Origin of the sequence: Streptomyces lonarensis (assembly GCF_012033735.1) — a bacterium.
Taxonomy (GTDB): Bacteria; Actinomycetota; Actinomycetes; order Streptomycetales; family Streptomycetaceae; genus Streptomyces; species Streptomyces lonarensis.
On record NZ_JAAVJD010000050.1, the window covers coordinates 1 to 19,868 of the forward strand.

Sequence of the window (19,868 nt, forward strand, 5' to 3'; positions counted from 1 at the left end):
GGGCGGGGGCGCGGGGGGGCCGGTGGGGTGTGCGGGACGGGTGGTGCGGCCCCGGGAGGCCGCCGCCCGGCGGTGCGGCGGTTCCACCGCGGCGGGGACGAACGGGTGCGGGCGGCGGCGCGGGGGCCGGACGCGCGGCGTCAGGCCGGGTCGTTCGCGCCCGACCCGGCGAGGGTGCGGCCGGTGAGCGCGGCGGCGGCCCGGTCGAGGGCGGCCTCGGCGTCGGCCGGGCCGGGGGTGTCCCCGGCGAGGAAGGCGAACGCCAGGACTCGGCCGTCCGTGTGGACGACGGTGCCGCTGAGGGCGTTGACGCCGGTCAGGGTGCCCGTCTTGGCGCGGACCAGGCCGTTGCCGCCGTCGGTGGTCCGCCCGGTGAGGGTGCCGGTGAAGCCGGAGATCGGCAGGCCGGTGAGGACGGGCCGCAGCTCGGGCCGGTCGGGGTCGGCGGCGGCGGTCAGCAGGCCGGTGAGGGCGTGCGGGGTGAGCCGCCCGGCGCGGTCCAGCCCGCTGCCGTCGACGAGCCGGACGTCGGAGACGTCGATGCCGAGGTCGGCGAGCTGGGTGGTGAGGGCGGCGCCGACGCCCTTGAGGCTGGTGGGTTCGCCCAGCTCGACGGCGACGTGGCGGCCGAGCGCCTCGGCCAGGTCGTTGTCGCTGTCGGTCAGTATCCGCTCGACCAGGTCGGTCAGCGGCGCGGAGAGGTGGTGGGCGAGGCGCTCGGCGCCGTTGGGGGCCTCGGCCGGTACCGGCTCGTCGACCACCGTGACCCCGGCGGCGGCGAGTTCGTCGGCGAAGAGGGCGACGGTGTCGGCGGCGGGGTCGGCCGAGCGGGGCGCGGGGCCGCTGCCCGAGTCGTCGAGCCGGCCGGCGTCGATCATCAGCGAGGTCAGCGGGGCGATGTTGTCGTTGACGCCGATGGGGTGCCGCTCCTCGCGGCCGCCGTAGCGCTCGGTGTCGTAGCCGACCGCTACCTCGGTGACGGACCGCCGCTCCAGCGCCTCCGCGGTGTCGGCGGCGAGCTGCGCCACGTCCCGCGCGGTGAGCGTGGTGTCGGAGCCGCCGACCAGCACGACGCGGTCGGGGCCGCGGCCGCCGGAGTCCAGGACGGTGCGGGTCGCCAGCCGGTGGTCGGTGCCGAAGGTGTGCAGGGCCGTCGCGGCGGTGACCAGCTTGACGGTGGAGGCCGGCGCCATGGGGACGTCCGGGCGCTGTGCGAACAGCTCCTCACCGGTGGTCAGGTCCACCACGGACGCGCCGGGGCGGCGGCCGAGGCCGGGATCGGCGAGCAGGCCCGGCAGCGCGGCGACGAGCGCGGTGGTGTCGGCCCGGCGGGGGGCGTCGCCGCCGAGCGGGCCGAGCGGCACGAGGACGGCGTCGGCGCTCGGGCCGCGGCCGGGAGCGGCCTCCGGGGCGGCGTCGCCCTCCCGGGGCGGTGCGCCCGCGCCGGGGAGCCCCTCGCCGGAGCCGGGGTCGTCGGTGAGGTCGAACTGCTCGACCGGTACGGCGGCGGCGCGCTCCCCGGTGCGCTGTCCCGCGTCCCAGGGCCCGGCGAGCGAGACGGTGGCCGCCGCTGCCATCAGACCGGCGACGGCGGAGACCGCGGTCAGCCGCCAGGTGTCCCGGTGGCGCCGCGCGGCGGCCCCCCGTACCGGAATGTGCACCCTCCACCAGCCCCTTTCGCACGCACACCCTTGCGTGGGGGACACTTAACCACCTGATCGACCGCCCAGAAGTCTAAGGAGCCTCCCCGTGGAGTTCGACGTCACCATCGAGATCCCGAAGGGTTCGCGGAACAAGTACGAGGTGGACCACGAGACCGGCAAGATCCGGCTCGACCGCCATCTCTTCACCTCGACGGTCTACCCGGCGGACTACGGGTTCGTGGACAACACCCTCGGCGAGGACGGCGACCCGCTGGACGCGCTGGTCCTGCTCGACGAGCCGACCTTCCCGGGCTGCCTGATCCGCTGCCGCGCCATCGGCATGTTCCGCATGACCGACGAGGCCGGCGGCGACGACAAGCTGCTGTGCGTCCCCGCCTCGGACCCGCGGATGGAGCACCTGCGCGACATCCACCACGTCAGCGAGTTCGACCGGCTGGAGATCCAGCACTTCTTCGAGGTCTACAAGGACCTGGAGCCCGGCAAGTCCGTCGAGGGCGCCGACTGGGTCGGCCGGGTCGAGGCCGAGGCCGAGATCGAGCGCTCCTACAAGCGCCTGGCCGACGCCGGCGACAAGCACTGACCGCGCGGGCCCCGGCCCGTCCGCACGGCCCGCCGCACCGACGGCGGCCGTGCACCGCAGCGCCCGACGGGGGCGCCGCGCCCCACGGGGTGCGGCGCCCCCGTCGTCGTTCCCGCCGTCGTTCCCGCCCCCGCTCCAGGGTGGGCTCGCGGAGCCGATGGGGGGCGGCACGGGCCTGTGGGGAGGGCCGGGGTTCCGCCCGCTCGGTCGCCCGCCGTTCGGCGAACGGCGTCACCCGACCGCGCCACCGGCCCGCCCCACCTCGCGGGGGGGGGCGGGCCGGGCGGTGGTCCGGCGGGCCGGGTCCCGGGCCGACGCCGCGTCAGAAGCCGCGGGTGCGCTTCGCGCCGCGGCGGCCGAACGGCGTCACCAGCCCCGGGGTGCCGATGAACAACCGGGCGATCTCGTTGCCGAGGTTCACCCCGATGGCGATGGCGAGCGCCAGGCTGGCCGCTCGCAGCAGCTGCTGCCCGCCGGTGGCGATGTCGCCCTGGGCGAGGCCGAGCAGACCGAAGTAGGTCGCCCCACCGGGTAGCAGCGGGCCGATCGCGGCCGTCACGTACGGCAGTGACGAGGTCAGCCGGTACCGCGCCAGTAGCTGTCCGAAGAGGCCGACCAGGCCGGCGGCCACCAGGGTGGCGGCGAACGGCGACAGGTCGGCGGTGTCCCGCATCGAGGCGACGATCAGCCAGGCGACGCCGCCGTTGAGGGTGGCGATCACGACGGTGCTCTTGTCCTGCTGGAGCATCACGCAGAACGCGAGCGCCAGCAGCATGGCCGCGGCAAGCTGCACGGCGGGCCGGATCTTCGCCTCGACGGTCTCGGGGTCGAGGCTGACGCCGGAGACCTCGCCGATGTAGAGGATCGACAGCACGCCGAGCACGATGCCGGCGATGAGGAAGAAGACCTCCAGCATGCGGGCGGCGGCGGTGATGTAGTAGCCCGTCAGCCCGTCCTGCACGCTGGCGACCAGCGCTCTACCGGGGATCAGGGCGAACAGGCCGCCGGTGATGACGGCGGCCGCCTGGACGAGCCCCTGTTGCCCCGGGTGGACCGCCGCGAGCGAGACCCCTATGGCGGCGGGCGCCATCGCGGCGGCGACGAACTGGTAGAACTCCGGGAGTCCGCGGCTGGCCAGCACCCAGGCCATGCGGTCGCCGAGGATGGCGCCGATCACGGCGAGGGCGAAGACGAGGACGCCGCCGCCGACCAGCGTCGACGCGGCGCCGGCCAGCAGCCCGGCGGCGAGCGACAGCTGCATCTTGCTGTAGGGGTGGCGGTTGCGTCGGATGGTCGCCAGCCGGCCGTACGCCTCCTCCAGCGTGATGCTGCCGCCGTTGATGTCGTCGACCAGCCGGAAGACGGCGGCGAGCCGGTTGTAGTCGGTGCCGCGGCGCCGCACGGTGCGGCTGAGGGAGACCGGCGGGTCGACCAGCGACGGCTGGTGGGTGATGCCGATGAGGGTGAAGGTGACCGTCGCCTCACAGCGGTCGAGGCCGTAGGCGTGGGCGATGGCGAACATCGCGGTCTCGACGTCCTCCGCGCCCTCGCCGCTGGCGAGCAGCAGCTCGCCGATACGGAGCGTCAGGTCGAGGACGCGGGGCACCGGCAGCGGCGGTGTCTCCTCCTCGCCCTCGGGCGCCGGCGCGAGCTCCGGAGCGGGCCGCTCGGAGAGCGGCAGCCGGACCATGGTGCGCATCCGGTCGTGCCAGGGCAGCCCCTTCGCCAGCAGCGGGGAGCGGATGCCGTTGGCGGGGGTCGACGCCCAGTCGGCGTTGTAGCGGAACTCGCTGCGCGGTTCGGTCGGCGGGGTGGTCGTCAGCCCCTCGGGGACGATGAACCCCGAGGTCTGCTGCGCCTGCTCGGAGGGGGCCATGCCCTTGGGGAGGGAGAACTCCGAGCCCTGCTGACTCTGTTCGACGGATGGCAGCTCCAGCCCCTCGGGCACCGCGAACTCGGAGGTGTGGTGCTCCTCGTCGGGTGGCCGCAGCACGGGCATGAGCTGGGGCGTCGTCATGTCGTCGCGCTCGTCCCAGGGCGCGTGGTGGATCGGGGTACTGCCGGTACTGCCGGCACTGCCCGTACTGCCGCCGCCGGCTCCGCCGGAGGGGCGGGGGGCATCGGGTGCGGCGGGGCGCCCGGGGGTCCCGGTGGCGCCTCCGGAGGCCCCCGCGGGCTCGGAACCACCGCGGGAGGTGTCGCCGGAGGATGTGTCGCCGGAGGATGCGCGGGCAGACGCAGAACCGTTACGCCCGGTGGCAGAACCGTTACGCCCGGTTTCGGGGTGCTCGTTCTCCGCCCGGACCGCGGCTCCCTGGCGGTCCCCGCCGGAGCTGCCGGACCGGGCGTCAGTTCGGCGTTGACGTTCGTCAGTGCGATCTGCTGAACCGTTCGTGCGCCCGTGCCGACTCCTCTCGGCACCGTCTCCGGGGGTCCTCCCGGATGTCCGGTCGTCCGATCGACGCTGTCCGTTCCTCCCGGTGTTCTCACCAGGCGGCTTCTGCTCCCCGGCCACGTGTTTCGCTGCTCCTTCGGTCCGGCTGGCGCCGGTCGCGGTGGTCCGGCCCGTCGGGGCATGGCGCCGACGTCCCGGGGTGACCGCCGTCCGTCCGCGGCACTCCTCCCCGCCCGGCGGGCGCGGCCGGCGTCGGCTGTGCGCGAGCCGCGGCGCTCCGCCCCCGCGAGGTACCGCGTCCGGGGCCGCGACCACCTCGGACGCGAACTCCCAAACACCCGATGAGGGCCCATTCTCGTGAAGCATAGGATGAGCGGAGCCGCGGTGCCCGGGGGCCACCCCGGGCGCGGCCACATCCCCGGTTACCTCATCTACCGCTGAGTGGAGACCATGGCCATGACCTCGGAGGCCCCCTCGGAGGCCACGACCCCGGAGAAGAGCCCGGACAGCCGCGTGTTCAACGGCTTCCGCGGCTCCCTGATCGGTGTGGCCGAGGCGCTGCCCGGCATCAGTGGCGGCACCGTCGCTCTCATCGTGGGTGTGTTCGAGCGCCTCATCGGCGCCGCAAGCCAGCTGACCACCGCCATCCGGCTGCTGGTGACCGGCCAGGGCTGGCGCCGCACCGTGGCCGAGGTCAAGCAGGTCGACTGGGGCCTGCTCATCCCGCTGATGATCGGCATGGTCGTCGGCCTGCTCCTCAGCGCCCGGCTGCTCGCGCCGCTGGTCACCGACCACACGCAGTACGCCTACGCGCTCTTCTTCGGCCTGGTCATGGCCTCGCTGTGGATTCCCTACAGCGGCTCGGGGCAGCGGTGGAGCGGCGCCAACTACGGGGTCGCGCTGGTCTTCGCGGGACTCGCCTTCTGGCTGACCTCGCTCTCCGTGGCGGGTGCCGCGGACAACCCGCTGGTGGTGATCGGCTCCGGTGCCATCGCGGTGACGGCGCTGATCCTGCCCGGGCTCTCCGGCTCGTTCCTGCTCCTCGCGCTCGGCATGTACGAGCCGACCATGGACGCCCTCAACAACCGCGACCTCGCCTACATCGGCACCTTCGCTCTCGGCATGCTGATCGGCCTGGCGGTGGCGGTGAAGACGCTGCGCTGGCTGCTGGAGAAGTACCACCACATGACGCTGGTGGTCCTCACCGGTGTCATGGCGGGCGCGCTGCGCGCGCTGTGGCCCTGGCAGGGCCCGGAGGACGACCGGTCGCTGCACGCCCCGACCACCGACGTGCCGCAGACCGTGGGGCTGATGGTGCTCGGCTTCGTGATCGTGACCGTGGTCCTGGTCGTCGCGCACCGCAAGGAGAACCCGGCCCGCGGCCGCGGCCGCCACGCCCGGACGCCCTCGCGCCGCTGATCCGGCTCCGGCCCGGTGCCCGCGGCAGCGCCGCGCCCCGGGCCGTGACCGAGCTCACGCCTCCGCCCGTCCCGCTGCTGCGGGGCGGGCGGTGGTGCGTCTTGGGCGGTGGTGCGTCTTCGGCGGCGCGCTGGGGCGGGCGCCTGCTGCCGGTGCGCGACGGCGGGCGGGGGCGGGCGCCTGCCGGTCACTGGTCCAACATCGACCAGTCGGGCTCCGGGGCGGCTCCCGTCTCGAAGACCAGCTGGAACGCGCCCTTGCCGTCCACCGCTTCGCGGATGATGTCGGCGTGGCCGGCGTGGCGGGCCGCCTCCTCGATCAGGTGCAGCAGCCCCCAGCGCCAGGAGCGTGTGCCTCCCGGGTCCCAGGGCGCGGGCGGCTGGTCGAACGTCTCGTCCAGCGACGGCAGTGCCCGCACGATCTCCTCGGTGCGGCGCGCCACCTCGTCGGAGAGGACCAGCACGCCGGGCACGGTCTCGTCGGGGCCGAGGGCGAAGCTGCCCTCCCAGCGGCGGCGGGCGGCCGGGTCCCGGGGGTCGGCGGGGTGGCCGCTCATCATCGTGATCCAGTCCTGCTCGCCGACGCTCACGTGCTTCAGCAGGCCGGCGACGGAGAGGACGCTCGGCGTCGGGGTGCTGGTGGCCTGCTCGTGGGTCAGGCCGTAGACGGCTCGGCGCAGCCCGCCGCGCTGCGCGTCGAGGTAGGAGAGCAGCGCGCCGCGCTCGTCGCCGCGGGCCTCGGGTTCCACCACCGTGGGCATGAGGGTCACCTCGTCCGCTCGCTGGGGCGGCGGGCGTCACCGGCGCCCGCCCGGCTCCTTCGAGCGTAGGGCGGAAGCACCCCGCCCGCGCCTTCGGCGAGGGCGCGGGCGGGGTGAGGCGGGGTGAGGCCGACGGCGGGAGGGGCGCGGTGCGGTGCGCCGGGTGCGGGCGGCCCCCCGAGCCGCCCGCACCGCCGGCGCCCCCGCCCGGCCCGGCCCCGTGCCCGCCGCTCAGGCGGTGTGACGGGCGGCGTTGGCGACGATGGCGTCGCGCAGGTAGCGCGCCAGGCCGGGGGCGACGGCGTCGTAGGTGGCGGTGAACCGCTCGTCCGAGACGTACATCTCCCCCAGGCAGGCGTGCAGCTCGTGCCCGCACTCGTAGAAGCTGCCGCAGATCTGCTGCCGGTGCTCCTCCGCCAGCGCCATCCCCTGCTCGGAGTCGGCGGCGACGCCGTCGGCGAGCGCGGCGGCGATCCGCTGGTTGAGCGCGTCGGTCTCCTCCTTGATCCGCGCCCAGTCCTCCTTGGTGTAGGAGCCGGTGCGCCGCTGGGACTCCTCCCAGGCGGCGGTGTCGCCCCAGCGCTGCTCGGCCTCGGTCTCGTACTCCTCGGAGTACGTCTCCCCGAAGACCTCGAACTTCTCCTCCGGCGTGAGCTGGATTCCCATCTTCTTCGCCTCCATGGCGTGTTCCACTGCGGCGGCCATGCGTTGCAGCCGCTCGATCCGGTCCGTCAGCAACCGGTGCCGTCGCCGCAGCTCGGCGACGGGGTCGATCCCGGGGTCGTCCAGCAACGGTGCGATCTCCTCCAGCGGGAAGCCGAGCTCCCGGTAGAAGAGGATCTGCTGGAGGCGGTCGAGGTCGGTGTCGTCGTAACGGCGGTGGCCGGCCCGCGACCGGCCGCCGGGGCGCAGCAGCCCGATCTCGTCGTAGTGGTGCAGGGTGCGCACCGTGACGCCCGCCAGTTCGGCGACGCGTCCCACGGAGAGTCCTCGCTCCGTCATCGCCCCTCCTTCTCCCGTGCCCCGGGCACCGGTGTTCCGTACCGCCGGCGCACTCGGGGCGCCGGCTCGCACCACGGTGCCCCCTCACGCCGCGTGAGGTGCAAGCACGAGCGGGCCGGGAGCCGGCGGTGACCTCGCGGAGACGTGCGGTGACCCCGGTCGCAACGGGCGGGCCCACCGCTTCGAGCCGCGACGGGACCGCGCTATCGTCCTCCGGTGCCATCGACCCGAAATCGGTCATTCCCACCGTACGGACACCTGCCGTGAGCCGCCCGCGCGGTCGGCGGCGGCATCCGGCGCAGCTGGTGATCGCGGGATTCGCCGCGGTCCTCGCGCTGGGTACCTTCCTGCTCTCCCTGCCCGCGGCGGCGGTCGACGCCGAGGGGACGAGCGTGGTGGACGCGCTGTTCACGGCGACGTCGGCGCTGTGCCTGACCGGGCTGGTCGTGGTGGACACCGCCACCAACTGGTCGGGGTTCGGGCACGGCGTCATCCTGGTCCTGATCCAGCTCGGCGGCATCGGCATCCTGACCTTCGCAACGCTGCTGGTCATGATGGTCTCCCACCGCATAGGGCTGCGGACCCGGCTGACCACGGCGGCCGAGACGAAGACGCTGGGGTTGGGGGACGTCCGCGGGGTGGTGCGCGGCGTGGTGCTGCTGAGCCTCTCCATCGAGGCTCTGACGGCGGCGGTGCTCGTTCCGCGGCTGGCCGTGGCGTACGACACGGAGTGGTCGCGGGCACTGTGGCTCGGCATCTTCCACTCGGTCTCGGCCTTCAACAACGCCGGCTTCGCGCTATGGTCCGACAGCCTGACGCAGTTCGTCGGGGACCCCTGGATCTGCCTCCCGATAGCCGTGGCGTCGATTCTCGGCGGGCTCGGTTTCCCGGTGCTGTTCGAGATCGGGCGGCGCTACACCAAGCCGGGCGGGTGGACCATGCACACCAAGATCGTGCTGTGGGCGAGCGGTGGCTTCCTGCTGGGCGGTGCGGTCTTCGTGACAGCCCTGGAGTGGGGGAACGCGGCGACCCTGGGGCCGCTGCCGGTCCAGGAGAAGGTGCTCGCCGGTTTCTTCCAGGGGACGATGCCCCGGTCCGCGGGGTTCAACAGCATCGACATCAGCGCGATGAACTCCGCCACCTGGCTCGGCATGGACGTGCTGATGTTCATCGGCGGGGCGAGCGCGGGCACAGCCGGCGGTATCAAGATCACCACCTTCGCGGTGCTGCTGTTCGTGATCTACGCGGAGGTCCGCGGCGAGTCGTCCGTCAACATCTTCGGCCGGCGTCTCCACGGTGATGTCCAGCGCCAGGCGCTCACCGTCGTGCTGCTGTCGGTGGCGGGGGTGGTGGGCTCGACCGTGGTGTTCATGGTCTCGACGACCTTCACCCTCGACCAGGCGCTGTTCGAGGTCATATCCGCCTTCTGCACCGTGGGGCTCTCGACGGGGATCACGGCGGAGTTGAGCGACCCGCACAAGGTCCTCCTCTCGCTGCTGATGTTCGTCGGGCGGCTCGGCCCGGTGACCATCGCCTCCGCGTTGGCGCTCCGCCGGCGCGTCCGTCTGTACGAACTTCCCGAGGAGCGACCCCTCATTGGCTAGGAAACGCAGCAGCAAGTCGCGGCGCATCGCCGCCAACGACTCGGTCGTCGTGATCGGTCTCGGACGGTTCGGCCGGTCCCTCGCCACCGAGCTGGTGGAGGAGCACACCGAGGTGCTCGGCATCGATCTGGACGCCGACACCGTCCAGTCGATGTCCGGTGTGCTGACGCACGTCGTGCGGGCGGACTCCACCAAGGAGGAGGTGCTGCGGCAGCTGGCCGTGCACGAGTTCACGCGGGCCGTGGTCTCCATCGGCACCAACCTGGAGGCCAGCATCCTGACGGCCTCGCTCCTCGTCTCCTTCGGCATCCCCGATGTGTGGGGGAAGGCGACCAGCGAGGCGCACGGGCGCATCCTCTCCCAGCTCGGCGTGCACCACGTGGTCTACCCGGAGCACGACATGGGGCAGCGGGTGGCCCACCTCGTACGGGGTCGGATGCTGGACTACATCGAGTTCGAGGACGACTTCGCACTCGTCAAGACCCGCACCCCCAGCGAGATGGCCGATCGGACGCTCGCGCAGAGCGCGATCCGCACCCGGTTCGGCCTCACCGTCGTCGCCGTGAAGCGGCCGGGCGAGGGGTTCACCTACGCCACCGCCGACACCGTGCTGCGCCCCGACGACACGGTGATCGTGGCGGGGCGTACCGAGCAGACGGAGCGCTTCAGCGAGCTGCACTGAGCCGCCCCTGAAGGGCGCTGCCGCGCGCGGCGGCAGCGCCCGACGCGGCTCGCCCGGGCCGCGCACGGCGGTGCGCGGCGGGGCGGTGCGCGGCGGGGCGGGGCGTCATCCCGCGTCGGCCCGCCGCGCCCCGGTGGCTCCGGGGTGGCTCACGTCGGTGGCTCGTCCCGGACGTCCTCGGCGCCCCGTGCGTCCGGTGCGTCCTGCCCCGCCGGCACGACCGCTGCGGGCGGTGTCGGCGGAAGGCCGCTGCCGGTGCCGGCACCCGCGCCGGGGCCGGTGCGCAGGGCGTCGAGGACGGCGCGGACGGCGGCGCGGGGCGGGGAGCCGCAGCGGACGGCGGCGGTGATGGTGCGGGTGACGGGCGTCGCCAGCTCGCGGGTGGCGACCCGGTAGCGCGGGTCGACGGCCAGCGCCGGCAGCAGCGCGACGGAGAGCCCGGCCTCGACGTGCTGCAACGCCATCATGTAGTTGCCGAACCGGCAGGCCACCCGGGGTTCGAACCGGGCCTGGCGGCAGAGGCGCAGCGCGACGTTGGCCATGTAGGTCTGCGGCATGTCGAACGACCAGGCGTGGTCGGCGTAGGCGGCGAGGTCGGCGCCGCCGCGCCCGGCGGCCGGGTCGTCCGGCGGCACCACCAGCAGGACGGGTTCGGTGGCGAGCGGGACGAGGTCGAGGTCGTCCCCGAGCGGCTGTTCGTCGAAGTCGGTGGTGGTGATGACGATGTCCGCCTCGCCGACGCGGAGCGCGGGGACGCTCTCGTGCGGTTCCAACTGCACCAGCTGGATGTCGAGTTGCGGGTGGGCGGCGGCGAGGCGGGTCACTGCCGGGACGGCCATGGTGTGCAGGGCGCTCTGGAACGCGCCGAGGACCACCGGCCCGGCGGGTTCGTCGCCGAAGCCGCGCAGCTCCGCCTCGACGTCGGCCATGTGGTCGAGCAGGGCGCGGGCGCGGCGGGCGAGGATCAGCCCGGCCGAGGTCAGCCGCACCCGTCGCCCGGTGCGCTCCAGCAGCTGGGTGCGGGTCTCGCTTTCCAGGACCGCCAGCTGCTGGGAGACGCTCGACGGGCTCATGTTGGCGGCGTGGGCGACCGCCCGGACGGTGCCGAGGGTGTCGAGCTGGCTGAGCAGCCGCAGCCGCCACGGGTTCATCATCGCCCCATTGTGGCGGTCTGCGCGGGGCTGCGCTGTTCGGCTGTTCCGAACAGCAGCGGCCGAAATGTGTGATGGACGCGTTCTCGGGGGCGCCTCTACCGTCGGGAGCATGACGACCGCGAAGCCTGCCGCCGCCCCGTCCGCCGACACGTCCGCCGTCCCGGCCGCCGACCCGGCCGCCGACCGGTCCGGGGCCTTCTGGAACGACGCCGACCGGCACCTGATCCGGTACGGCTCCGCCTTCACGCGGGAGATCATCGAGAGCGCCGAGGGGAGCTTCGTCACCACCGCCGAGGGCCGTCGCATCCTCGACTTCACCTCGGGCCAGATGAGCGCGATCCTCGGCCACTCGCACCCCCGCATCGTGGAGACGGTGCAGCGCCAGGTCGCCTCGCTGGACCACCTGTACAGCGGGATGCTCAGCCGCCCGGTGGTCGACCTCGCCCGGCGGCTCGCCGGGACGCTGCCCGACCCGTTGGAGAAGGCGCTGCTGCTGACGACGGGCGCGGAGTCCAACGAGGCGGCGGTCCGGATGGCGAAGCTGGTCACCGGCAAGCACGAGATCGTGTCGTTCGCCCGCTCCTGGCACGGCATGACGCAGGCGGCGGCCTCCGCGACGTACAGCGCGGGCCGGAAGGGCTACGGTCCGGGCGCTCCCGGCAACTTCGCGATTCCGGCGCCCAACCCGTACCGGCCCGACTTCACCCACGCGGACGGTTCGCTAGACTGGCGCCGCCAGTTGGACTTCGGCTTCGACCTGATCGACGCCCAGTCGACCGGCAGCCTCGCCGCCTGCCTGGTGGAGCCGATCCTCAGCTCCGGCGGCATCATCGAGCCGCCGCCGGGCTACTTCGCGGCGCTGCGCGACAAGTGCCGCGAGCGGGGCATGCTGTTGATCCTGGACGAGGCTCAGACCGGGCTCTGCCGCACCGGCACCTGGTACGCCTTCGAGCGGGACGGGGTCGTCCCCGACATCCTCACCCTCTCCAAGACGCTCGGCGCCGGCCTGCCGCTGGCGGCCGTCATCACCAGCGCGGAGATCGAGGAGCGGGCGTACGAGCGGGGCTTCCTCTTCTTCACCACGCACGTCGCCGACCCGCTGGTGGCGGCGGTCGGCAACACCGTGCTGGACGTGCTGACCGAGGAGCGGCTCGACGAACGCGCCCGAACGCTCGGGGAGTTCCTGCGCAAGGGGCTGACGGAGATCGCGGAACGCCACCCGGTGGTCGGCGATGTGCGCGGCCGGGGGCTGCTGGTCGGCCTGGAGCTGGTCAGCGACCGCGAGACCAAGCAGGGGTCGGACGAGCTGGGGGCGCGGGTCACCGAGCGGTGCCTGGCGCTGGGGCTGCACATGAACATCGTCCAGCTGCCCGGCATGGGCGGGGTGCTCCGCATCGCGCCACCGCTGACGGCGACGGAGGAGGAGCTGGCGCTGGGGCTCTCCATCCTGGACGAGGCCATCGCCGGAGGCTGAGCACCCGGGCCGGGCGGGCGAACGAGTCCGGCGCGGAGGCGGCGCGGGGCGACGAGCAGCGCGGCGGGCAGTCCGGTCGAACGGGGGCGGACCGCCCGCCGCGCACCGCGCCGGTAGTGTCCGGTGCAGCCCCCGGCACCCCCGGCACCCCCGGCGGACCACGCCGGCCCAGCCGGCCTCGGGCCACACCGTTCTCCGCAGCGAGGAGCCCGCCATGCCCCCGCCCCCGAACCCGCCCCCGACCGAGAATCCCGGCGGCGACGAGGCGCGAACGCCGCCGCCCCTGACGGACGACGAGCGGACGATGCTGCGCGGCTTCCTCGACGGCCAGCGGGCCACCCTGCTCCGGAAGTGCGCCGGCCTCTCCGACGACCAGCTCCGCGCCCGCCCGGTGGCGCCGTCCGCCCTCACCCTGCTGGGGCTGCTGCGGCACCTCGCCGAGGTGGAACGGGCATGGTTCCGCCGGGTCTTCGAGGACAACGGCCTCCCGCTCGTCTGGTCGGACCGGACTGACTTCCAGGCGGCCTACGACGCGTCGCGCTCCACCCACGCCGAGGCGCTCGCGGCGTGGGAGGCGGAGGTGGCGCACTCGCGCCGCATCGAGCGGGCTGCGGCGTCGCTCGACGTGACCGGGGTGCAGCCCAGGACCGGGCAGACCGTCTCGCTGCGGCTGTCGACCGTGCATGTCCTCACCGAGTACGCGCGCCACAACGGCCACGCCGACCTGCTCCGCGAGGCGACCGACGGCGCCACCGGCGCCTGACCCGCCGAGCGCCCTCCGACGGCTCCCCCACGCCGTCGCCGCTTCGCCCTGTCCGGCCGGCCCCGTCCGCACAGTCCGGGCCGGCCCCGCACCCGCCCCCGGAGAGCCCACCGCGCACCCTGCCGGACACCCCGCCGCGCACGTCCGGTCACCGACGGCGAGATCCGCCCCCGCCCGGCAGGGGCACCTTCGCGCACGGGCCCGCTCCGAGATATCTTGACGTCAAGCAATGTTGCAGACGTGGAGCGGAGTAGCGGTGACTGACTCGACCATCATCTACACCCATACCGACGAGGCACCCGCCCTGGCGACGTACTCGTTCCTGCCGATCGTCCGCGCCTACGCGGCGACGGCCGGGGTCGGCGTCGACCGTCGGGACATCTCGCTGGCCGGCCGGATCATCGCCCACTTCCCCGAGCGTCTGGCCGAGGGCCAGCGGATCGAGGACGCCCTCGCCGAGCTGGGCGAGCTGGCCAAGACCCCCGGCGCCAACATCATCAAGCTGCCGAACATCTCGGCCTCCATCCCGCAGCTCAAGGCCGCCGTCGCCGAGCTCCAGGCGCAGGGCTACGACCTGCCGGACTTCCCCGACGAGCCGAAGACCGACGAGGAGCGCGACATCCGCGCCCGCTACGGCAAGGTGCTCGGCTCGGCCGTGAACCCGGTGCTGCGCGAGGGCAACTCCGACCGCCGCGCCCCCGCCTCGGTCAAGAACTACGCCAAGGCCCACCCGCACCGCATGGGCAAGTGGAGCTCCGACTCCAAGACCAACGTCGCGCACATGACCGGTGACGACTTCCGCTCCACCGAGAAGTCCGCGGTCGTCGAGAACGCCGGCGACCTCCGCATCGAGCTGCACGGCGACGACGGCTCCACCACCGTGCTGCGCGAGTCGGTGCCGGTCCAGGCCGGCGAGGTCGTCGACTCCGCCGTCATGCGCGTCGCCGTCCTCCGCGAGTTCCTCGCCGCGCAGGTCGCCCGTGCCAAGGCCGAGGGCGTGCTGTTCTCCGTGCACCTCAAGGCCACGATGATGAAGGTCTCGGACCCGATCATCTTCGGCCACGTGGTCCGCGCCTTCTTCCCGAAGACCTTCGCCGCCCACGGCGAGACCCTTGCCGCCGCCGGCCTCACCCCCAACGACGGCCTGGGCGGCATCCTCAAGGGTGTCGAGTCCCTGCCGAACGGCGCCGAGATCAAGGCGTCCTTCGACGCCGAGCTCGCGGACGGCCCGGAGCTGGCCATGGTCGACTCCGACCGCGGCATCACCAACCTGCACGTCCCCAGCGACGTCATCGTCGACGCCTCCATGCCGGCGATGATCCGCACCTCCGGCCACATGTGGGGCCCGGACGGCGGCGAGGCCGACACCCTGGCCGTGCTGCCCGACAGCAGCTACGCCGGTGTGTACCAGGCCGTCATCGAGGACTGCCGCGCCAACGGCGCCTTCGACCCGGCGACCATGGGCACCGTGCCGAACGTCGGCCTCATGGCGCAGAAGGCCGAGGAGTACGGCAGCCACGACAAGACCTTCGAGATCCCCACCACCGGCACCGTCCGCGTCACCGACGCCGACGGCAACGCCGTGCTGGAGCACGCGGTCAGCGAGGGCGACATCTGGCGCATGTGCCAGACCAAGGACGCCCCGATCCGCGACTGGGTGAAGCTGGCCGTGACCCGCGCCCGCGCCACCGGCGACCCGGCCGTCTTCTGGCTGGACGAGACCCGCGCCCACGACGCCAACCTGATCGCCAAGGTCACCACGTACCTGGCCGACCACGACACCGACGGTCTCACCATCGAGATCAAGGCGCCGGTCGACGCCACCGCGTACTCCCTGGACCGCATCCGCCGCGGCGAGAACACCATCTCCGTCACCGGCAACGTGCTGCGCGACTACCTGACCGACCTGTTCCCGATCCTGGAGCTGGGCACCAGCGCCAAGATGCTGTCGGTCGTGCCGCTCATGAACGGCGGTGGCCTCTTCGAGACCGGCGCCGGCGGCTCCGCCCCGAAGCACGTGCAGCAGCTGACCAAGGAGAACTACCTCCGCTGGGACAGCCTCGGCGAGTTCCTGGCGCTGGCCGTCAGCTTCGAGCACCTCGCGCAGACCACCGACAACGCCCGCGCGCAGGTCCTGGCCGACACCCTCGACCGGGCGACCGCGACCTTCCTCAACGAGGACAAGTCGCCGAGCCGTCGCATCGGTGGCATCGACAACCGCGGCAGCCACTTCTACCTGGCGCTCTACTGGGCGCAGGAGCTGGCGAAGCAGACCGAGGACGCCGCGCTGGCGACCGCCTTCGGCCCGCTCGCCGAGACCCTGTCGCAGCAGGAGGAGACCATCGTGGCCGAACTGGCCGCGGTGCAGGGCCACGCCGCGGACATCGGCGGCTACTACCAGCCCGACTTCGACAAGGCCACCGCCGTGATGCGCCCGTCGAAGACCTTCAACGACGCGCTGGCCACCCTCGGCTGACGCGGGTGGGGGTGGCGGGGCGGGGGCTTGCTCTCCGGCCCCGCCGCCCCGCACCACCGTTCCACCGCTCCACCGCCGACGGCGGGGAAGGCACCCCGACAGGGACCGCCTCCCCCCGCCGTCGGCGCGTGCGGGCGGGGGTGCGAGCGGGGCGCTGCCGAAGGCAGCGGACGCGGGCGCGTCGACTCTGACAAGATGCCGCCATGACCTCCGCGACCGACAGCAAAGGATTTGCAAAGCCCCTCTAACACCCCAGGTCGCGAAGGGTGTTCCCCGCGCAGGCGGGGGTGGTCCGGGCACGGGCAGGCTCATCCTGCTCGCCATCGCGTGTTCCCCGCGCAGGCGGGGGTGGTCCGAGAAGATCAGCCCACAGCTGCAAATGGAAGCGGTGTTCCCCGCGCAGGCGGGGGTGGTCCGCAGGAGCTGATGACTGTGATCACCGTACCCACGTGTTCCCCGCGCAGGCGGGGGTGGTCCGCACCCCCGGTCGGGAGGGCGTCCGGTGCGCCGAACGCTCCCCGCCTGGCAGCTGCTGCCTCATGCGTCGCGGCACACGTTTCCGCGGGGGGCTTGGCGACGCGCAGTACCAAGGCTGTCGGCGCGATACCACGGGTTGACCGTTCGCCGAAGTGGACAGGCTGTTCGTGTTGAACGGGGGCCGATTACGCGCACGAAAGATCGGCAAGGAGGTCGCTTTGCCAGTCCCATACCGTGGCCTGATCCTCGACTTCGGCGGCGTGCTCACCACGCGAATGCGATTGAACGGGCGGGCGTTCGAGCGAGCAGAGGGGTTGACCCCGGGCGCGTATTCTGCGGCGCTTACTGAACATCCCGATGGCGTTGCGGTCTACGCCGCGCTGGAGGTCGGTGAGGCAACGCAGGAAGACTGGAACCGAGTCATCGGCGGCATCCTCTGCATCGACCCGACCGACCTGATGCGGCGCGCCCTGGCCAATCTGCACCCGGAGCCTCAGATCGTCGCCGCCGCGGAACGCGCTCGCGCGGCGGGGATCAAGGTGGCCATGCTCAGCAACTCGTTCGGCATCGAGCCCTATAACCCGTACGAAGACAAGGGCATCTGGACAGACTTCTTCGATGCTGTGATCTTGTCGGAGCTGGAAGGCGTGCGAAAGCCGTCGCCGCTCATCTACCAGCGGGCGCTAGCAGCACTTGGTCTGAGCGGTCCCGAGTGCGTGTTCGTTGACGACCACGCACACAATCTGCCGCCCGCCGAGGCCCTGGGCATCCGCACCGTGCACCACACGACTGATCCCACGGGTACGGCCGCCATCCTCGACTCGCTTCTTCCCGACCCGGCCCCTGCCTGAATCAACGCGGGCGCGTGCTCCCGACGCGAGCGGGGGTGGACCGTTCGGCGCCCCGGTAGCAGAACGCGTCCTCACGTGGTGCTACTGGTGCGGTGCGTGCCTGGTTCCGGTCGGCCCTGCAGTGTCTTCCTCAGCCGCGGTGAGGATGAGCCGTCCCTCGACTCCTGCTTCGACGACCTTGACCAGTACCGTGCTCGCGTCGTCAAAACGCAGGGTGAAGTGCGGATCGAGCTGCATCAGGAGCTCGAATCTTTCCCTGTCGTCCGCGGCCAGGGGAGGTTCGAGGGTCGCCTCGGACGTCCAGGTGTCTCCGGCGGCACGGACCGCGACCTCCACACGAAGCCCGCCCAGACAGGTCGATCGATTGACCCACCACTCAAGCGTCGCGGCGCCCTCGTAACTGTTCAAGGTCCAAGTATCGCAGGGGAGCTGACAGATCTTGGACCAGAAAAATGGGGCCCGGCTTGCGGGTAGCTTCCTCGACTCGCAGGCGAGGGGCGGTCGGACCGATGGGTGGCCCCTCAAGGGGACGACATACGCGAAAACCCCGCCCTATGCTGGCAGGCGCCAACCAAAACCAGCAGGACGGGGAATGTCGTGCCTGACTCTACCCTGCCCGGCGACCGCCTCAAAAGAGCGCGGATGAGCCGCGGCTACACCCAGGAAGACCTCGCCAACCGCGCCGAGCTCTCGCTGTCATTGATCAAGAAGGCCGAGCGGGGCGGCACCCTGCGCTTGGAGACGTACCACCGGATCGCGCGCGCCCTCGGCGTGCGTACCTCCGCGCTGCTGGAGGAAAGCGGCCCGCCTCATGCTCGGCGCCGTGCCGACGACCAGGACCGGCTGGATCTGGTGCCGCTGCGTCGCGCAATCGCTCCCCCTGAAACGCCGTCGGGCCGACTGCTGTGGCAGGACGACAGTGCGCCCGAGGTCCAGCGACTACGAACCACCGCGTCGGCACTGAACTCGGCGTACCACGCAAACGACTATGGCCGGGTCGCCGAACTACTCCCACCGCTACTCCTGTCGGCACACCTCGCCGTGGCGCACTTCTCGGGTACCGGAGAGGCAGCGGACGCCCTACGCATCCGCGCAGACCTGCTGACCCAGGCCGGGCGGTTTCTTACGCAGCTCAGGTCATTCGACCTGGCACACATGGCCCTGCGGGAGGCGTTGCGCGACGCGCGGACAGCAGGCACCCCCCTGCTCGGTGGCGCGGCCACCTACATCCAGGGGTGGGCGCTTATCCGCGAGGGCCGTCTGGACGAGGCGGAGGCGCTGACCTCCCAGGCCGCGGAGGAGATCGAGCCTCGCATCTCCCGAGCCAGCCGAGACGAGCTGGCGGTATGGGGCCGGCTGTGGGACAAGGCCGCTGCAGCCGCCGCTCGCAACAATCGGCCGAACGAGGCCCGGGAGATGCTGCGACTGACCCGCTCCGCCGGTGCTGCGGTCGGAGAGCGCGGTGGCGGAGAACGCTACGCGACAGGGAAGTTGACCGCGGCGTCAGTGCTGTTCGCCACCGCGGAGGCAGCAGCGGTCGCCGAACACCCTAAGCGGGTACTGCTGCTCTCCGAGCGGATCACCCGCACCGGGCAGGCACCGACGAGCAACATGCTGAACCGGCATCTGCTGGACGTGGCGCACTCGCACATGATGCTGCGAGAGCGAAGAGAGGCCGAGGGCATCCTGTCGGGCCTGGCAAAACAGGCGCCGGACTGGTTGCGGCATCAGCAGATGGCGGCGGAGACGTTCGCGGATGTGCTGGCTTCATCAGGCCGTTTGACGAGCCGCCAGCGCGAGTTGGCGGCCTTCTTCGACACTCCCTAAGCCACCTCAGGGATCACGGGGCGTGCACTCTCGGTCGCAGTGGCGAACCGAAAGTACACGCCTCGTCTCTGTTACGACGCATAGACGGATCGTAGCGTTCTTGCGGTACCTGCCAACCGAGGAGCCCGCCGATGCCCGAGCCTGTCCCTTTGCCTTTACGACACCCCCGAGTACACGCGCAAGCAAGTCCCGCCGCCCTGGACCAGGGGCCACAGAGCCCCTCAGCCGAGCTGCCCGTGCAGGTTCGTGCCGTCACGGGCCGTCGCGTGAGTAGGACCGTGCACCTCTCGTTGAAGGAGCGGCGGCATCTCACCGGCCGGACACCCTCGGGCGCCAACGCTGCGTGGGCTGCAACCGTCGGCCTGAGTCACTCAGTGCGCGGAGAACGCCGTGCCGGGGACGTGCACCCCGGCGCCCACGCCAGCCTCAAGAAGCGCCACCCCAGCGGTATATCGACCACGCGTAGCACCAGGGACCGCATGGAGATCGACGAGGGGTGATCAGCATGGAAGCGCGCACCAGTGCGCAGCTCAACCGGAGGCAGAGCCTTACCGACGCTGCGGCGGGCGTGTATCGATCTGCTCCCTGCCACATCGGTCAGCACGCCGAGTGCCCTGACGCCCTGCCGCAGGGCGCGGAGACCAACTCACACCGGGACGACAGCCCGCCCGGTGTGACGTTCGAACGGTGCGTCTGCACGTGCTCGCACGCCTGAGGTCACGGCAGCGACCGGTCTGCCG

15 protein-coding genes are annotated in these 19,868 nt (G+C 72.5%); 9 read left to right on the top strand and 6 right to left on the bottom strand.

All coding sequences use genetic code 11. The annotated features are described in order from the left end of the window. Positions 1 to 140 precede the first annotated feature (140 nt). The gene (dacB, locus tag HCN56_RS09290; RefSeq protein WP_312871148.1) at positions 141 to 1,661 is read right to left on the bottom strand and encodes a D-alanyl-D-alanine carboxypeptidase/D-alanyl-D-alanine endopeptidase; all 1,521 of its coding nucleotides are present in this window, start codon (positions 1,659 to 1,661) and stop codon (positions 141 to 143) included. A gap of 88 nt (positions 1,662 to 1,749) precedes the next feature. Between dacB and HCN56_RS09295 the strand changes: the two genes are divergently transcribed. Continuing rightward, a complete protein-coding gene (locus tag HCN56_RS09295; protein ID WP_167969043.1) occupies positions 1,750 to 2,244 on the top strand; it encodes an inorganic diphosphatase in 495 nt (164 codons plus the stop codon). Between the two features lie 322 nt (positions 2,245 to 2,566). On the opposite strand, the gene HCN56_RS09300 is transcribed toward HCN56_RS09295, so the two are convergent. Beyond that, a complete protein-coding gene (locus HCN56_RS09300; protein ID WP_209312542.1) occupies positions 2,567 to 4,261 on the bottom strand; it encodes a threonine/serine exporter family protein in 1,695 nt (564 codons plus the stop codon). An 834-nt stretch (positions 4,262 to 5,095) separates the two neighbouring features. Between HCN56_RS09300 and HCN56_RS09305 the strand changes: the two genes are divergently transcribed. Then, positions 5,096 to 6,058 carry a DUF368 domain-containing protein gene (locus tag HCN56_RS09305; RefSeq protein ID WP_167969044.1) on the top strand — a complete coding sequence of 321 codons (963 nt, stop codon included), beginning with the start codon at positions 5,096 to 5,098 and terminating at the stop codon, positions 6,056 to 6,058. Positions 6,059 to 6,245: 187 nt separating this feature from the next. Here the strand turns inward: HCN56_RS09305 and HCN56_RS09310 are convergent, their stop codons facing one another. Together HCN56_RS09310 and HCN56_RS09315 are read right to left on the bottom strand one after the other, a co-directional pair. Continuing rightward, a complete protein-coding gene (locus tag HCN56_RS09310) occupies positions 6,246 to 6,818 on the bottom strand; it encodes a DinB family protein (protein ID WP_209312543.1) in 573 nt (190 codons plus the stop codon). Between the two features lie 231 nt (positions 6,819 to 7,049). Further along, complete coding sequence (locus HCN56_RS09315) at positions 7,050 to 7,820, bottom strand: MerR family transcriptional regulator (protein WP_167969046.1); 771 nt, start codon at positions 7,818 to 7,820, stop codon at positions 7,050 to 7,052. Positions 7,821 to 8,083: 263 nt separating this feature from the next. On the opposite strand from HCN56_RS09315, the gene HCN56_RS09320 reads away from it, so the two are divergent. Together HCN56_RS09320 and HCN56_RS09325 are read left to right on the top strand one after the other, a co-directional pair. After that, complete coding sequence (locus HCN56_RS09320; protein ID WP_312871149.1) at positions 8,084 to 9,424, top strand: TrkH family potassium uptake protein; 1,341 nt, start codon at positions 8,084 to 8,086, stop codon at positions 9,422 to 9,424. Beyond that, the gene (locus HCN56_RS09325) at positions 9,417 to 10,106 is read left to right on the top strand and encodes a potassium channel family protein (protein WP_209312544.1); all 690 of its coding nucleotides are present in this window, start codon (positions 9,417 to 9,419) and stop codon (positions 10,104 to 10,106) included. Before HCN56_RS09320 ends, HCN56_RS09325 begins: the two co-directional genes overlap by 8 nt. A 149-nt stretch (positions 10,107 to 10,255) precedes the next feature. Here HCN56_RS09325 and HCN56_RS09330 read toward each other — a convergent pair whose 3' ends face one another. Continuing rightward, on the bottom strand, positions 10,256 to 11,260 hold the full coding sequence (locus HCN56_RS09330) for a LysR family transcriptional regulator (protein WP_167969047.1): 1,005 nt from the start codon (positions 11,258 to 11,260) through the stop codon (positions 10,256 to 10,258). A gap of 109 nt (positions 11,261 to 11,369) precedes the next feature. Here HCN56_RS09330 and HCN56_RS09335 point away from each other — a divergent pair, with 109 nt between their 5' ends. From HCN56_RS09335 to HCN56_RS09350, 4 genes are all read left to right on the top strand, one after another. Then, complete coding sequence (locus HCN56_RS09335) at positions 11,370 to 12,734, top strand: aspartate aminotransferase family protein (protein WP_167969048.1); 1,365 nt, start codon at positions 11,370 to 11,372, stop codon at positions 12,732 to 12,734. 214 nt (positions 12,735 to 12,948) lie between these two features. Further along, entirely contained in the window at positions 12,949 to 13,497 is a 549-nt protein-coding gene (locus HCN56_RS09340; RefSeq protein WP_167969049.1) for a DinB family protein, read from the top strand. Between the two features lie 256 nt (positions 13,498 to 13,753). Next, the gene (locus tag HCN56_RS09345; protein WP_167969050.1) at positions 13,754 to 15,973 is read left to right on the top strand and encodes an NADP-dependent isocitrate dehydrogenase; all 2,220 of its coding nucleotides are present in this window, start codon (positions 13,754 to 13,756) and stop codon (positions 15,971 to 15,973) included. Between the two features lie 629 nt (positions 15,974 to 16,602). Next, on the top strand, positions 16,603 to 17,301 hold the full coding sequence (locus HCN56_RS09350) for an HAD-IA family hydrolase (RefSeq protein ID WP_312871150.1): 699 nt from the start codon (positions 16,603 to 16,605) through the stop codon (positions 17,299 to 17,301). Between the two features lie 81 nt (positions 17,302 to 17,382). Here HCN56_RS09350 and HCN56_RS09355 read toward each other — a convergent pair whose 3' ends face one another. Next, the gene (locus tag HCN56_RS09355; protein ID WP_167969051.1) at positions 17,383 to 17,709 is read right to left on the bottom strand and encodes a hypothetical protein; all 327 of its coding nucleotides are present in this window, start codon (positions 17,707 to 17,709) and stop codon (positions 17,383 to 17,385) included. Positions 17,710 to 17,898: 189 nt separating this feature from the next. On the opposite strand from HCN56_RS09355, the gene HCN56_RS09360 reads away from it, so the two are divergent. After that, on the top strand, positions 17,899 to 19,128 hold the full coding sequence (locus HCN56_RS09360; RefSeq protein WP_312871151.1) for a helix-turn-helix domain-containing protein: 1,230 nt from the start codon (positions 17,899 to 17,901) through the stop codon (positions 19,126 to 19,128). The last annotated feature ends 740 nt before the right edge of the window (positions 19,129 to 19,868 follow it).